The sequence below is a fragment of the Candidatus Nanohalococcus occultus genome (assembly GCF_029207735.1).
Lineage (GTDB): Archaea > Nanohalarchaeota > Nanosalinia > Nanosalinales > Nanosalinaceae > Nanohalococcus > Nanohalococcus occultus.
The window spans coordinates 12835-24904 of sequence record NZ_CP104395.1 but is presented as its reverse complement, the minus strand read 5'-3'; the positions used below and the strand labels follow the sequence as shown (position 1 = coordinate 24904).

At 46.6% G+C, this 12070-nt stretch carries 16 protein-coding genes; 6 read left to right on the top strand and 10 right to left on the bottom strand.

Annotated elements, in window-relative coordinates; genetic code table 11:
* Positions 1–470: 470 nt before the first annotated feature.
* Together SVXnc_RS00155 and SVXnc_RS00150 are read right to left on the bottom strand one after the other, a co-directional pair.
* The gene (locus SVXnc_RS00155) at positions 471–695 is read right to left on the bottom strand and encodes a hypothetical protein (RefSeq protein ID WP_347721935.1); all 225 of its coding nucleotides are present in this window, start codon (positions 693–695) and stop codon (positions 471–473) included.
* Between the two features lie 243 nt (positions 696–938).
* The gene (locus tag SVXnc_RS00150) at positions 939–1262 is read right to left on the bottom strand and encodes a winged helix DNA-binding protein (protein WP_347721934.1); all 324 of its coding nucleotides are present in this window, start codon (positions 1260–1262) and stop codon (positions 939–941) included.
* 208 nt (positions 1263–1470) lie between these two features.
* On the opposite strand from SVXnc_RS00150, the gene SVXnc_RS00145 reads away from it, so the two are divergent.
* The 3 genes from SVXnc_RS00145 (at position 1471) to radA (ending at position 3746) form a co-directional block, all read left to right on the top strand.
* Positions 1471–1668 (top strand): histone, encoded by a 198-nt coding sequence (locus tag SVXnc_RS00145; protein WP_347721933.1) that lies wholly within the window; start codon positions 1471–1473, stop codon positions 1666–1668.
* Positions 1669–1770: 102 nt separating this feature from the next.
* Complete coding sequence (locus tag SVXnc_RS00140) at positions 1771–2769, top strand: OB-fold nucleic acid binding domain-containing protein (protein WP_347721932.1); 999 nt, start codon at positions 1771–1773, stop codon at positions 2767–2769.
* 26 nt (positions 2770–2795) lie between these two features.
* The gene (gene radA, locus SVXnc_RS00135) at positions 2796–3746 is read left to right on the top strand and encodes a DNA repair and recombination protein RadA (protein ID WP_347721931.1); all 951 of its coding nucleotides are present in this window, start codon (positions 2796–2798) and stop codon (positions 3744–3746) included.
* A gap of 3 nt (positions 3747–3749) precedes the next feature.
* Here the strand turns inward: radA and SVXnc_RS00130 are convergent, their stop codons facing one another.
* Positions 3750–4223: a hypothetical protein gene (locus SVXnc_RS00130; protein ID WP_347721930.1), complete on the bottom strand. Its 474-nt coding sequence runs from the start codon at positions 4221–4223 to the stop codon at positions 3750–3752.
* 3 nt (positions 4224–4226) lie between these two features.
* A complete protein-coding gene (locus SVXnc_RS00125) occupies positions 4227–4484 on the bottom strand; it encodes a PRC-barrel domain-containing protein (protein ID WP_347721929.1) in 258 nt (85 codons plus the stop codon).
* 123 nt (positions 4485–4607) lie between these two features.
* Between SVXnc_RS00125 and SVXnc_RS00120 the strand changes: the two genes are divergently transcribed.
* Together SVXnc_RS00120 and SVXnc_RS00115 are read left to right on the top strand one after the other, a co-directional pair.
* A complete protein-coding gene (locus SVXnc_RS00120; protein ID WP_347721928.1) occupies positions 4608–4940 on the top strand; it encodes an OB-fold nucleic acid binding domain-containing protein in 333 nt (110 codons plus the stop codon).
* A gap of 32 nt (positions 4941–4972) precedes the next feature.
* Positions 4973–6463, top strand: a complete 1491-nt coding sequence (locus SVXnc_RS00115; protein ID WP_347721927.1) for a carboxypeptidase M32 — start codon at positions 4973–4975, stop codon at positions 6461–6463.
* Here the strand turns inward: SVXnc_RS00115 and SVXnc_RS00110 are convergent.
* The gene (locus tag SVXnc_RS00110) at positions 6460–7491 is read right to left on the bottom strand and encodes a M42 family metallopeptidase (protein ID WP_347721926.1); all 1032 of its coding nucleotides are present in this window, start codon (positions 7489–7491) and stop codon (positions 6460–6462) included. The genes SVXnc_RS00115 and SVXnc_RS00110 overlap by 4 nt on opposite strands.
* 75 nt (positions 7492–7566) lie before the next feature.
* On the opposite strand from SVXnc_RS00110, the gene SVXnc_RS00105 reads away from it, so the two are divergent.
* On the top strand, positions 7567–7947 hold the full coding sequence (locus tag SVXnc_RS00105) for an FxsA family protein (protein ID WP_347721925.1): 381 nt from the start codon (positions 7567–7569) through the stop codon (positions 7945–7947).
* Here the strand turns inward: SVXnc_RS00105 and SVXnc_RS00100 are convergent.
* The 5 genes from SVXnc_RS00100 to SVXnc_RS00080 all read right to left on the bottom strand — a co-directional run bounded on the left by SVXnc_RS00100 (position 7944) and on the right by SVXnc_RS00080 (position 11942).
* A complete protein-coding gene (locus SVXnc_RS00100) occupies positions 7944–8642 on the bottom strand; it encodes a DUF5794 domain-containing protein (RefSeq protein WP_347721924.1) in 699 nt (232 codons plus the stop codon). The two genes, SVXnc_RS00105 and SVXnc_RS00100, sit on opposite strands and share 4 nt — an antisense overlap.
* Positions 8643–8813: 171 nt before the next feature.
* Complete coding sequence (locus SVXnc_RS00095) at positions 8814–9341, bottom strand: 2,5-dihydroxypyridine 5,6-dioxygenase NicX family protein (protein ID WP_347722428.1); 528 nt, start codon at positions 9339–9341, stop codon at positions 8814–8816.
* Between the two features lie 19 nt (positions 9342–9360).
* Positions 9361–9765 carry a M29 family metallopeptidase gene (locus SVXnc_RS00090; protein WP_347721923.1) on the bottom strand — a complete coding sequence of 135 codons (405 nt, stop codon included), beginning with the start codon at positions 9763–9765 and terminating at the stop codon, positions 9361–9363.
* A 298-nt stretch (positions 9766–10063) separates the two neighbouring features.
* Positions 10064–11077 carry a Cdc6/Cdc18 family protein gene (locus SVXnc_RS00085; protein WP_347721922.1) on the bottom strand — a complete coding sequence of 338 codons (1014 nt, stop codon included), beginning with the start codon at positions 11075–11077 and terminating at the stop codon, positions 10064–10066.
* A 61-nt stretch (positions 11078–11138) separates the two neighbouring features.
* Positions 11139–11942, bottom strand: a complete 804-nt coding sequence (locus tag SVXnc_RS00080) for a hypothetical protein (protein ID WP_347721921.1) — start codon at positions 11940–11942, stop codon at positions 11139–11141.
* Positions 11943–12070: the final 128 nt, after the last annotated feature.

The following is a 12070-nucleotide window of genomic DNA, read 5'->3' as shown; positions in this document are numbered from 1 at the left end:
ACAGCGCCTCTAGAGACACATAATCTTGCTTTCAGATATTGGCGCCGTCTTGCTCTCTGTGACAGTTAAATTGGACGGAAAGCCAGCCCCAGCTTGGCGAATAGAACCAATCTGGCCTCTTCCTGAGAGAGTCCTTCGCTAGGAGACCGACCCCACCACACCAAGAGTGTTCAAAACAGTCGAACACTCATAGAGATTGAGGCCAAATACCGAAAAACAGCCATAACAAAGAAGGTTTATCCCAACTAGGGAAAATCGATCAGGTAGTTTCACAGACCGAAGTTAAACCTCCTTTATTATAGAGTAGATCTCTGCCGCGACCCCAAGCCAATTCCCCAAGAAGTATCCAGAAACCACAACTTCAGTATTTTCCGATAAAGAAGGTTTGTTATGAGAGTTTTTCGAGCAGGCTTCCTCACACCTTGTTCAGAGGCCCCTGAGTCAGAAGAGTGTGTAAATTGGTCGAACACTCACGACTTGTTTCTCATAACGCCTTCAGTATGATCTCTAAGCAGGCTGAGGACGATATCCCGGTTGTTCTCCGTATAGATTATGTTTGCGACACCTGTATCGGACTCAGTGACAGAAATACCTAGACCTATCTGGTCAAATACCTCCTCTAGACGACCGTAGAGAGCCTCTTCGCCATGTAGAATGAACTTCTTGCCGTCGTCTTGAATCCTGGTTACTCTCACATCAAAGGCTCTAGGTACGTATATTAACAAACATAAGGGCGTTGTTCACCAGGAAAGAACACTCTTTTGTAGTTCTATTAACCCGTCAATGAAAACAAAAGGATGTTAAAAGGAAAGAATGTTCACAAGATAAGAACAACATGTGTTGTGAGAATGTGAGAACGCATGGCGCACAAACAGCCTGGAACTAGAAAATGAGAGGTATGTGGAAAGAAAAAGAAGGTTTTGAAGCAGGCAGAGAGTTTACAGCGAGGAATCTTCTATAACAGAGTCTTCGTCCTCGGTTTCTTCGTCTCCTGTCATAGCTTTCATGAGGTCGAAGAGATTCTCTGCGATCTGGTCGCCTTGATCTGTGAGCTTGATCTCCTTTTTCCTGCCCTTGCGTTCGAACTCAACCAGGCCATACCGCTCCATTCTCTGGAGACATTTGACTGTGTGAGAGTAAGTTACATCAGCGTCGGTCGAGAGAGCCGAGGCATAGTTTCTATTATCGTGTTTTTCCAGCTGTATGAGCAGATCTACCGGCTTCTTGTTCAGAAATAGCTTTTCGAGATCGTGATCCTTCATCTATGTGAGTTTTGAAGGCATTTCAGTTTATTAGTATTGTTGAGCCGAAGTTAACAGTTGAGGTATCTGAAAGGTATTTTTACGAGTATAACAGCCGAAATACACCAACTAGGTCTCTGAAGATTTTTTGAGGACGGAGGAGTCTTAACACAGTTTCACATATACGTTCGGTTTATAATAGTTCTGAGAGGGTTCTACTAATAGGATAATGGAGTTCTCAACATCCAAGATGAAGGATTTAATCAAGTCGGAGACAAGCAAGAGAGTTTCCAAAGGCGCGGCAGAAGAACTGCGTGAAGTACTAGAAACTTACGCCGGAGACATCTCTGAGCAGGCAATCTCGGTCGCAAAAGACGACGACCGGAAGACAGTCAGGGGCGAAGACGTAAGAAACGCTCTCAGGTAAGTCGTTCTCCGACTTACTCATTTTTATTTTGAACCCGGTTTTTCTACACCTAAGTACCGGACTTCAACCACTGATTTAAGGATTTCATACCCTTTCGAGAACATGGACGTTGACGGTTTAATCGAGAAAACAGCGGAGGAATCCGACCTTTCAGAAGACGATATTAAAGAAAAAGTAGAGGAGAAGATGGAAGAGTTCTCCGGAATGGTAAGTGAAGAAGGAGCAGTACACTTAGTAGCTAAAGAACACGGAGTACAGCTAAGCGAAGCCAGCAACGACCTGAAGATCGAAAACATAGTACCTGAGATGCGGAAGGTAAGCATCAAAGGCCGAGTCACCGCAGTACTGGACCCTAACACATTCGACAGAGACGACGGTGAGGAAGGAAAAGTACAGAACATTGTAATCGCAGATGAAACCGGATCAATCCGGGTAACCCTCTGGGATGAACAGACACAGATCGCAGAAAAAGTAAACGAGGGCGATGCCGTAAAGATCAGCGGATGCTACACCGTAGAGGACAACCGCGGGAACGCAGAGCTAAGACTTGGAGACGAAGCTCAAGTAGCCATGGCCGACGACGATGAAGTACCGGAAGTCGAAACCGGTGGAAGCGGCGGAGACGCAGAGAAAGCAGAGATCAAAGACATCAAAGACGAGAACGCAAACTACATAACAAACGGGATCGTAGTCGCAGTATACACTTCAAATCCTTTCTACCGCGTAGATCCTGATACAGGCGATACCGTCAGGGCAAACGACGATGGAGACTACGAAACAGATGAGGGCGAAGTCGTAGACGAACCGGAGACCCGGCTAGCAGTATCAGCGGTAATCGACGACGGCACAGGAAACACCCGATGCGTGTTCTTCAGAGAGCAGGCACGGAAACTTCTGGACGTCGATGAGGAAACCGAAAAGTCCGGCAAACAGAAGAAGATCGAGGCCTCAGCGGAAAACGCTTTAGGCAAGGAAATCACAATCACAGGACGTACACGTTACAACGATTACTTCGGACAGCTCGAGATCATCGTCAACGAATTAGACGAGTTCGATGCCAGCGAAGAGATCAACGAACTGCTGGACGTTCTAGAAGCGTAAAAACAGTATTAAGGAGATGTTAAACAGTGGCTGAAGAAGACAAAGACTTAACTGACTTGAAAGGCGTAGGAGGCAAAACCGCGGAGAAACTACAGGAAGCAGGTCTAGACGACCTGATGTCGATTGCGACACTTAGCTCGGGAGAGCTAGCGGAGAAAGCGGATGTAGGTGAAAGCAGCGCGCAGAAGATAATTTCATCGGCGCGGCGACAGGCCGACATCGGCGGATTCCAGACCGGTAAGGAAAAGTACGATCAGCGCAAGGAGATGAAAAGAATTCTCACAAACTGCGATGATCTAGACGAGATCCTTGGCGGCGGAGTAGAAACCCAGGCAATCACCGAGTTCTACGGAGAGTACGGAAGCGCAAAGACACAGCTTTCCCACCAGCTCGCAACCAACGTCCAGCTACCGGAAGGAGAAGGCGGACTTGGAAAAGGAGCTATCTACATCGATACCGAAGACACATTCATCCCGGACCGTATCGAACAGATGGCAGAAGCCAACGGACAGGACCCTGAAGAAGTACTGAACAACATCCACGTCGCACGGGCATTCAACTCCGACCACCAAGTACTACTGGCGGATGAAGCACAGGACATCGCACAGAAGGAAGACATCGGACTGATCATCGTCGACTCGTTGACAGCACAGTTCAGATCTGATTACGTTGGACGTGGAGAGCTAGCACCAAGACAGCAGAAGCTCAACAAGCACATGAACACACTTTTGCGTATCGCTAACTCCCACAACATCGCAGTGGTCGTAACCAACCAGGTTATGTCCAACCCTGATCAGATGTTTGGAGACCCAACAAAAGCAATCGGAGGGCACATCGTGGCACACAACTCAGCAGTAAGAATATACCTGAGAAAAGGGAAAAAAGACAAAAGAGTCGCACGACTCGTCGACAGCCCTTACATGCCTGAAGCAGAAGCAGTCTTCAGAATCGAGGACGCAGGGATCGTCAACGACTAGATCCTACTCGTTCCATTTCTTTACTCTTTCTATTTCTTCAAAGAGCTTCTCCAGCCCCATACCGAAGTACAAGAACGACAGAACCGCAGAAATCACAAAAACTATGCCTACAAAAATAATGCCGAGTTCTGAGATAAAACTTGGTACAGAGCGTCCGAAGGCACGACTAAGAGGATCAGATTTCACCATACGTGTAGCAGGAGCCAGAATAATAAAGTAGACGCCGCTTTTCAGAAAATCAAGCGAGGCATCTAACGTCCTACTTGAATTCTCAAGATTTCTCCTGATCTCACTCCATACTAGAAAAAGCACAGAGCCTACTGTAAACGATATCCCTGCTAACCTCAGTAAAATATCGAAAGGATCTGAAAAATTCTCCAGAAATATGATGAGATAACCTGAGGCTCCAACTAAGAATATTGAGAGAAGAAACTTGTCCTGAAGAAAGTCTTTGACTTCCCCAAGACTTGGTTTCATTACTTACAGTATATCGTCTTCGCTTACGATCACGAAGTCTCCAATGCTTCTTACTGCGCTGAAAGGCACTATGTTCCTTCCTTGCTTGTCTTCCTGTAGCTTGACTTCATCGATGTGTTCTGTAGTATTTCTAACAAGCAGGTTCATCAGCTCTCCGGTATCGGCGACGTATGAAAGATCGTCGACCTCTCCGAACTTCTTGCCGTGTTCTTCAGAAACTATTGTTTTCCCAATCAACTGTTTTCCTCTAGGCTTCTCCATTGTTTTCAGCACCTTACACAGGATTTTTACCAGTCGAACGTTAAAAACCAACTGTATGCTCCGGGCGTTTGCCATGGCGAAAATTGAAACCGAACTCGAGTACCTCTCTGACGAAGTGGCAGTTTGAAAGACCACTACAGACACGCCCTGGTCTTATCAGTAATCGGTCTTGGGCTAATACATCTTTCCTCTACCTATATCACCCCGGAAAAAGCAGAGACAGATGAAATAAAACCGGGCTGGATCGGGAAGAAAGTAACCGTGGATGGAACGGTTCGAAACAGCTACAGAGTTAACGACACGCTGTTCTTCGATCTAGAAGACTCCGAAGGCGCGGTTAAAGTCGCGGAGTTCGAATCCTCGTCCCGTGTAAATGACAGTCAGACCGTAGAGGTCACCGGGACCGTAAAGCTCTATGAAGGCAGTATGGAGATAATCGCCGACAGAGTTGAATAGACGTTTAACCGCTCAGCCACCATTTTCTGAACATGAGTTACGAGAATTTCGAAGACAAAGTAAAGGAAATACACATACTAGGCGACGCTCAAGGAGTCTTAAGCTGGGATCAAGAGGTAATGATGCCGGAAAAAGGCATCCAGGCTCGTTCACTACAGAACTCTGTCCTATCCAAGGTCAGACATCAGAAAATTACCTCCGAAGAGTTAGAGAGCTATATCGAAGAGCTTTCCGAAGAAAAACTGGATGAAGATCAGTCTGCTGTGTTGAGAGAGGTTAGAAGAAGCCATGAACGTGCGAAAAAAGTTCCTGAAAGTCTGACGGAGAAGATCTCGAAGAAAAGCAGTGAAAACGTAGAATCATGGAAGAAAGCGCGTGAAGAAGATGACTTCGAGATTTTCGCACAAAGCTTACAGGAAATGGTTGAGTTAAAACGAGAGTACGCTGAACACATCGATCCGGACAAAGAAGCCTACAAAGTGCTTTTCGAGGATTACGAACCATACATCAGCTTCGAAAGAGTTGAGCAGGTGATCGACCAGTTGAAATCGGAGTTACCGGAGATGCTGGAAAAACTAGAGAACGCAGATAAAGAGCTTGATACCTCACCTCTGGAGGTCGAACTCTCCGATGAGAAAAACATGGAGCTGGCTCGTAAAGCCGCCGAGCTGATAGGCTTTGACTTCGAACACGGACGTGTCGATACCTCGACCCATCCGTTTACCTCCGGAAACCAGTTCGATACACGGATCACAACCCGTTTCCAGGACGATTCAGTCGCGGAAAACATCGCGATCACAATGCATGAGACCGGTCACGCACTTTACAACCTTGGCGTGCCACAGGAAGAGTACGGTACGCCTTTAGGAGAGCCAAGAGAGCTTTCCGTCCACGAATCCCAGTCAAGACTCTGGGAGAACCACGTAGGACGGTCAAAGAGCTTCTGGAACTACTTCGTAAAAGAGATGGAAGAGGTATCCGGGAAGTTCGAGGACGTTGAACCTGAAGAGTGCTATGAAGCGGTCAACTCGATAGATTTCGACAATAAGATAAGGACGGAGGCTGATGAGCTATCCTATCACTTACATATTGCTCTACGTTTTGAACTGGGGCGAAAACTTATCAACGGAGACATAGAGGTCGAAGAGCTGCCCGGTCTCTGGAATCAGCGCATGGAGGAGCTTCTCAACGTCGAAGTAGAATCTGCTTCTGAAGGTGTTTTACAGGATATTCACTGGGGCTGGGGTAACTTCGGATACTTCCCAACCTATACAATGGGAACTGTACTAGCAGCCCAGCTATACAACACTGCGGAAAACGAGTTAGACAGTCTGGAAGAAGGATTTGAAAACGGAGAGTTCAAGCCACTACTCGGCTGGCTGAGAGAAAACATCCACTCCGAGGGTCAAAGACTTGAGACAGATGAACTGATCGAAAACGTCACGGGAGAAGCTCTGACAGCTGATTACTTCATAGAATATGTAAAGGAAAAATATGGGACGCTCTACAACGTAGAGCTTTAGAAGTGGTTTTCGAACTCTGCGAACGAGTCCTCGAGGAATGCTACAGTGTCTTCTATATCACTGAGCTTGACTATCTCCGTCGAAGAGTGCATATTCCTCAATGGAACTCCTATAGAGCCGGTCGGTACGCCTGAGCGCTCAAGTTCGATGGATGCAGCGTCCGTGGCACCGCCCTCCCATACTCCTGGCTGGTGTTCATGTTCGTAGTCTTCAGCCGTATCAAGAAGCCAGGTCTTTACACTCTCCGGGGTGATCAGCCCGCGGCCGTTGCTCTGGACGAGCGTTATCTCGACCCCGCCACCCATTTTGAGTGTGGACTCATCGTCCTGGACGCCGGGGACGTCTCCTGCGATCGAGACATCGACAGCAAGTGCGGCATCAGGGTTAACTGAGAAAGTCGAAGTTTTCGCTCCTTTCAGACCTACTTCTTCCTGCGTGGAGAAGACAACCGCTAGCTCGAAGTCCTCATCAAATCTTTCCAGCGCTTTAATCCCAACTAGGCACCCAACACGGTTATCCATCGCCAGCGAAGTGTAGTAATCGTTCTGAAGGTTCTCAAGCTCTCTTTCGAAAGTAATGAAGTCTCCAACGCTTACAAGTTCTTGAGCCTCCTCTTTGTCCTCTGCGCCGATATCTATGAACAATGTTTTCTTCTCAGGCAGCTTATCGCGCTCTTCCTTATCCATCAGATGCGGCGGCTTCATACCTATTACGCCTTTAATGTCTTCCTCGCCGTGAACATCAACCCTCTGGTTCATCAATGACTGTGTTGTAACCCCTCCTACCTTGGAGAACTTGATAAATCCGTCTTCTGTAATATTTTTGACCGTTAAACCTATCTGGTCCATGTGCGCCATCAGCATCAGCGTTTTATCGCCCTTGCCTTTTCTGGCAACTAGGTTGCCGAAGTTATCTGTTTCAATCGAGTCAGCCTCGTCTTCAATCTCGTTTTTAATCAGTTCTCTTATCTCGGACTCATCGCCAGATACGGACGGAGTCTCTACCAGCTTCTTCAAGAGCTTGTTCATGTAAAAGATTGCTAGCTGAAATCTTTAATGAGTTCGTCAGTAGCCCATTTGAAGCTAGATACAACATTGTAGAATATGTTCGCCTATCTGCTGATAATCGCGTTGACTCTTCCATTCCTTGATTTCTTTCTGCTGTTACAGGCAACTGAGTTCCTCGGAATACTTTACACACTCGCCTTAATACTACTTACAGGACTAATAGGAGCAGAGCTTGTTCGTAGAGAAGGCAGAACTGTTTTCAGGAGACTGACAACCGCAGTAACCGCAAAGGAAGCATCTCGGAATCTGATAGAAGCAGCTTTACTTGTTTTCGGAGGACTGGCGCTTTTAACACCCGGTTTTATCACAGACCTAGTGGGCTTTCTCATGGTTCTCAGCCCGACACGGCAGCGAATAATGCTTAGAATAGAGAAAAAGCTCGAATCAAACGCAAACTTCACCGTCCAGACCTTTTAAGCCAGCGAAGCCATAAGAGATACGCCGAAAACAACCAAGCCTAGCTCTGAAGGTATGCTAAGACCTGCGACGGAAAGTCCGATCAGTATGACAACTAGAGCGCTTCCCTTCCTTATGTATCCAAGCTCCATATCCATGTTCGTCAGATAAGTAGCCACATAAAGGAAAAAGGTGGCTGTAAGCGCTGTCAGAGCCGCAGGCGCCAAGTATCCAAGTGAAAGTGTCAAAGCACCAGGACTTTGGAGAGATAAGACAAGACCTGTTACCAGGACCGTTGTCGTAGATACTTTCTCGGCAGGATCGATTTCAGCGAGTTTTCCAGCTATAACCATCAGAACCAAAGCCGCAGTATAACTCAAAGTCTGTGAGCTAAATAGCTGATCGTATACCGGGGCAACAAGACCGATTAATGAGGCTCCGACAACTAGGACCGGTGCTGCTTTTAACACCATTGATTTGGCCTCTTCTATAGACTCAGCGTACGAGTAAAGTACCGCTAGAGAGCCTGCGCCTGAGAAAACTGTCAGGGCAATCAGCAGATAATCTGTGAGGTTCTGTACCGCTCCTGTTACAAGCAAGGTGGCGAAAACTCCGTCGATAAGCGGAAGGCAGAGTAAAAGTGTTAGCTGACGTGTTCCTTCGTCGAAGACCTGTAACTGCCGTTGGGCGCCGTCTTTGAGTTGTTCCAGAACCATGAGAAAACCTTGGGAAACGTTTGTTGGTTCTGGAGCCTTATCTGATAATATTCAGTAGCTTGGCTCCAGTAAAAAAGCGCTTAGGCATAGTGAAAGCTGTCCACGAAAATTCAGATACGTTGTTGACAGCCTCTAAACTAGACATTCTAATATCGATATTCTACCGCATTCTTATAAATCCTTGAGGAAGACTGGCTCTCCCTGGTCCAGGATCAGCTGATCGTCGAACCTGACGGTCGGCTTCTCACAGATAACATCCCAGTGAAGCGGGCAGTTAACCCGGTTATCATCGCCTTTCGGGACGTAAGAAGAGTTATCTCCAAATGCGATATGAACCGTACCTAGCACTTTTTCATCCTGTAAAATATTCCCTATCAAGGTTGCCTCCTCATTGGTTCCGAATCCGAACTCAGCGACGTTCCTTCCGCCATCTGTTGAAAACAAGGCTTCTCTGAACTCTTCACCGCCTTCGATTTCAACGACCTCGTTGTCTTCAATCCTTATCTTCGCACCCTCACTTCCATCAACTATAGGAAAATGATCGATCACCAGCGTGCCTCTGGCATTCAAGGATGCTCCATCTGCTTCTCCGGCCGGCAGGTTTCCGAACTCCCCGCTTTCATGAATCATACCAGTATCAACCTCGAAGTAATCTATATCAACATCTATCTTCAGATCGGTACCTGTTGAAGTCTCTATATGTACCGTGTCGGTATCTTCAAGCAGCGAGTAAACCTTCTCGGACAGTCTCTCGACCCTTCCGTAGTCGGCCTGAAGAGACGTATTCCAGATCTCTTGGGTTATGCCTGGAAGAGTTGGCCCCTCGGGCGCCGTTTTCATTCGCGTTCCGTCTGGCATCTGTATGTGAGATCGATTTCTTTGTTGGTGCGAGAAAAACATCTGCCTGTTTTAGCTTCTCAGCTATCTTCCCCGGCGGCTCCTCTCCGTGTTCTGAAGGTTCCTCGTACTCGATAAGTTCGTAGCTGTCGGTTACTTCCGATATCTTCTGGACCAATGTATCGATTAACTCCTGGTCGTTCCCGTCATTTACAACGACAACGTCTTCGCCCTCCTTTATTTTCAGACACTGTTCGACTATAGTTTCCGCTCCTTTCTCCAGCATAGATTAGTTTGCTGAAGACAGAAGTTAACAGTTGTGGAAAATATAGAAGCGGTAGGGCCTGAAAGACCCTTCTCAGAGATCAAAGCAGTTTCTCATCCGCCTTAAGCCTTATGCCAGGCAGAATATCTTCAATCTCTTTTCTCTCCGTTTCCGTGAATATATTCATCTTTCCCTTCCCCTCCGATTGTGTAGCATGCGGCGAGTCATGTGATCCGAGCCATCTCGGACTCGTATTCGATTATTCCCTCCGCTTGGTTTTTAAACAATCTCTCGGCTGTCCGATATGTCCGAAAAAATCCTAATCAGCTAACGCATAACGTTTAGCCTTTTTAGCTCCTTCAGAATCTATAACCTCGTAAGCCTCCATCTTGTTCATATAACGCCTTATAGTTCTCTTCGACTTGTTATCATCTATCTGCTCGCAGTAGCTCTGATATATGTTACCCATTTTCATTCTGCCGTTTTCTTCAAGTATTTCATACACTGTTTTCTGATGCTTGTTCAGCCTTTCTAGCGAGCTAATCCTTGTACGGCTTTTCGAAACTTCAACAGACTGTTCGATTATTTTATCAGTTATATTTTCGTTTCCTTGCTTTTCAGATTCCTGGGCCGCAGTACGAAGAGAGTTAAGACCTACCCTGGCATCTCCATCAGCGGCTTTTGCTATAGCCTTCAGCTGTTTATCTGAGACCGAGTCTGTCCTTAGACCGTGTTCTCTGCGTCTTTTCAGGATCTCCACTATCTGATCGACGCTGTAGCTTCTGAAATGGATCTTCCGGACACCGGAAAGCCGGCTTCTAACCCTGCTATCGAAATGGCCGAATACATTCGAGTCATTAGCAATCATGATCAAACCTGTGTTGTTGAGCTTACTTAGCTCGAACATGACCTCATCATCTACAACCTGATCGGCCTCATCGACGATTATAACGGTCGGAGAGTCTCTGACCTTTTCCCGGAACAGCTGTATCACCTTCTCCGTTGAGGTCCCGTCTCTGGGAACTGTCAGCTTCTTATCCAGCATCTCGTAGAAAATCTCGAACTTGGATTTATGGGAAAAACAGTTGACATAAGCCGAGTTCGCAAACATCTTCGATTTCAGCTCTTCGACCACGTAACGCGCCATAGAGGTCTTTCCTGTTCCCGGCGGACCGTAGATCAGCATGTCAATAGGCGGCTGATCTTCTGTCATCGGACGTAAGTTCCGGGCGATCTCCTGACGCTCAGAGTCCCGGGCAACCATCTCATTCGGCAAATAATCCGCAGTCAAGACCCGGGCATCTTCAATAACCGAATTACGGAAACTGTTCACATCAGTAAATGGGTTGGAAAAAGGTTTGTATCTACCGCGCTCGACCACAGAATTCGTGCTTTTACTTCTTTACTAACTTGTAGTTAGAAGACCGAAGTTTATTGAGGTCGCTCAGCTGCTCTTGAAGTCTCCTGTCCGTAAACAAGCCTTCTATCGCCTCTATAAACTGTTCCGAAGAACCTATAACCCCTCTAGCGCGTTCTTCATCACCCTGTTTCGCCAATTCCTTGGACTCGTCTAGAAGAGAACTTGTGACAGATACAAAATGAATAGGTATTTGCATATTATAGTTATCTCTACGGGAGCTGTTTACGAACTTATCTCTGAAGTCATTTAACTCTCTCACACATGCCTTATGTTCCGCAACAACCTCCTCAGCTTCCGAGACATTTTGGTCTTTCAAACCATAGACCACGTTTTCGAGAAGAACAACCCTCTTCTCAGCCATGAAGTGTTCAGCGTAACTCGTTTCAGACTCAATCTGCTCTTCCTGTCTTTCAAGTTGTGAGACTATTACCTGCGCTACCGGCTTCTCAAGCTGTTCGCACACAGATATTAACTCAGATATCTTTTCTTCAAGCTCGCTCTTAGAGGTATGTATAGCGCCGCGCACATTCGCATGCTGGTTTAAGGCTTTCAGAGTTGATTCCAGAGCATTCGATAGCTCCGAAATAGAACTGGAATCGTTCAGAAGATCCCGGCAAAGTTCAGAGCCTTCCTTGTTACCTGGATTTGGAGGCTCGGAGTTTTTAGCAGTTTCAACAGCTCTTGAAACCATATTTTTATTTTTTAGAGCTCGTTCAGCGACTCTGCGAGCTTCCTCATCCGACATGTTTTCCGGCTTGCGGACCTCAATAGACGCCATAAATAGAAAAAACCATTGTTAGTTGATAAGTTTTAGGAATCGTAGAGGTCAAATCAGATGAGCTATCAGGAAAAAAGAGCCTTGTTCAACTTCGGGATCCAAGCACTTTTTCTCTAGTCAATTCATCG

Bases quoted from the DNA above. Each gene is read 5' to 3' on its own strand.
- SVXnc_RS00125 (WP_347721929.1), bottom strand. From the start codon at position 4,484: ATGGAGAAGCCTAGAGGAAAACAGTTGATTGGGAAAACAATAGTTTCT.
- SVXnc_RS00140 (WP_347721932.1), top strand. From the start codon at position 1,771: ATGGACGTTGACGGTTTAATCGAGAAAACAGCGGAGGAATCCGACCTT.
- SVXnc_RS00110 (WP_347721926.1), bottom strand. From the start codon at position 7,491: ATGAACAAGCTCTTGAAGAAGCTGGTAGAGACTCCGTCCGTATCTGGC.
- SVXnc_RS00100 (WP_347721924.1), bottom strand. From the start codon at position 8,642: ATGGTTCTGGAACAACTCAAAGACGGCGCCCAACGGCAGTTACAGGTC.
- SVXnc_RS00145 (WP_347721933.1), top strand. From the start codon at position 1,471: ATGGAGTTCTCAACATCCAAGATGAAGGATTTAATCAAGTCGGAGACA.
- SVXnc_RS00080 (WP_347721921.1), bottom strand. From the start codon at position 11,942: ATGGCGTCTATTGAGGTCCGCAAGCCGGAAAACATGTCGGATGAGGAA.
- SVXnc_RS00130 (WP_347721930.1), bottom strand. From the start codon at position 4,223: ATGAAACCAAGTCTTGGGGAAGTCAAAGACTTTCTTCAGGACAAGTTT.
- SVXnc_RS00090 (WP_347721923.1), bottom strand. From the start codon at position 9,765: ATGCTGGAGAAAGGAGCGGAAACTATAGTCGAACAGTGTCTGAAAATA.
- SVXnc_RS00115 (WP_347721927.1), top strand. From the start codon at position 4,973: ATGAGTTACGAGAATTTCGAAGACAAAGTAAAGGAAATACACATACTA.
- SVXnc_RS00150 (WP_347721934.1), bottom strand. From the start codon at position 1,262: ATGAAGGATCACGATCTCGAAAAGCTATTTCTGAACAAGAAGCCGGTA.
- SVXnc_RS00105 (WP_347721925.1), top strand. From the start codon at position 7,567: ATGTTCGCCTATCTGCTGATAATCGCGTTGACTCTTCCATTCCTTGAT.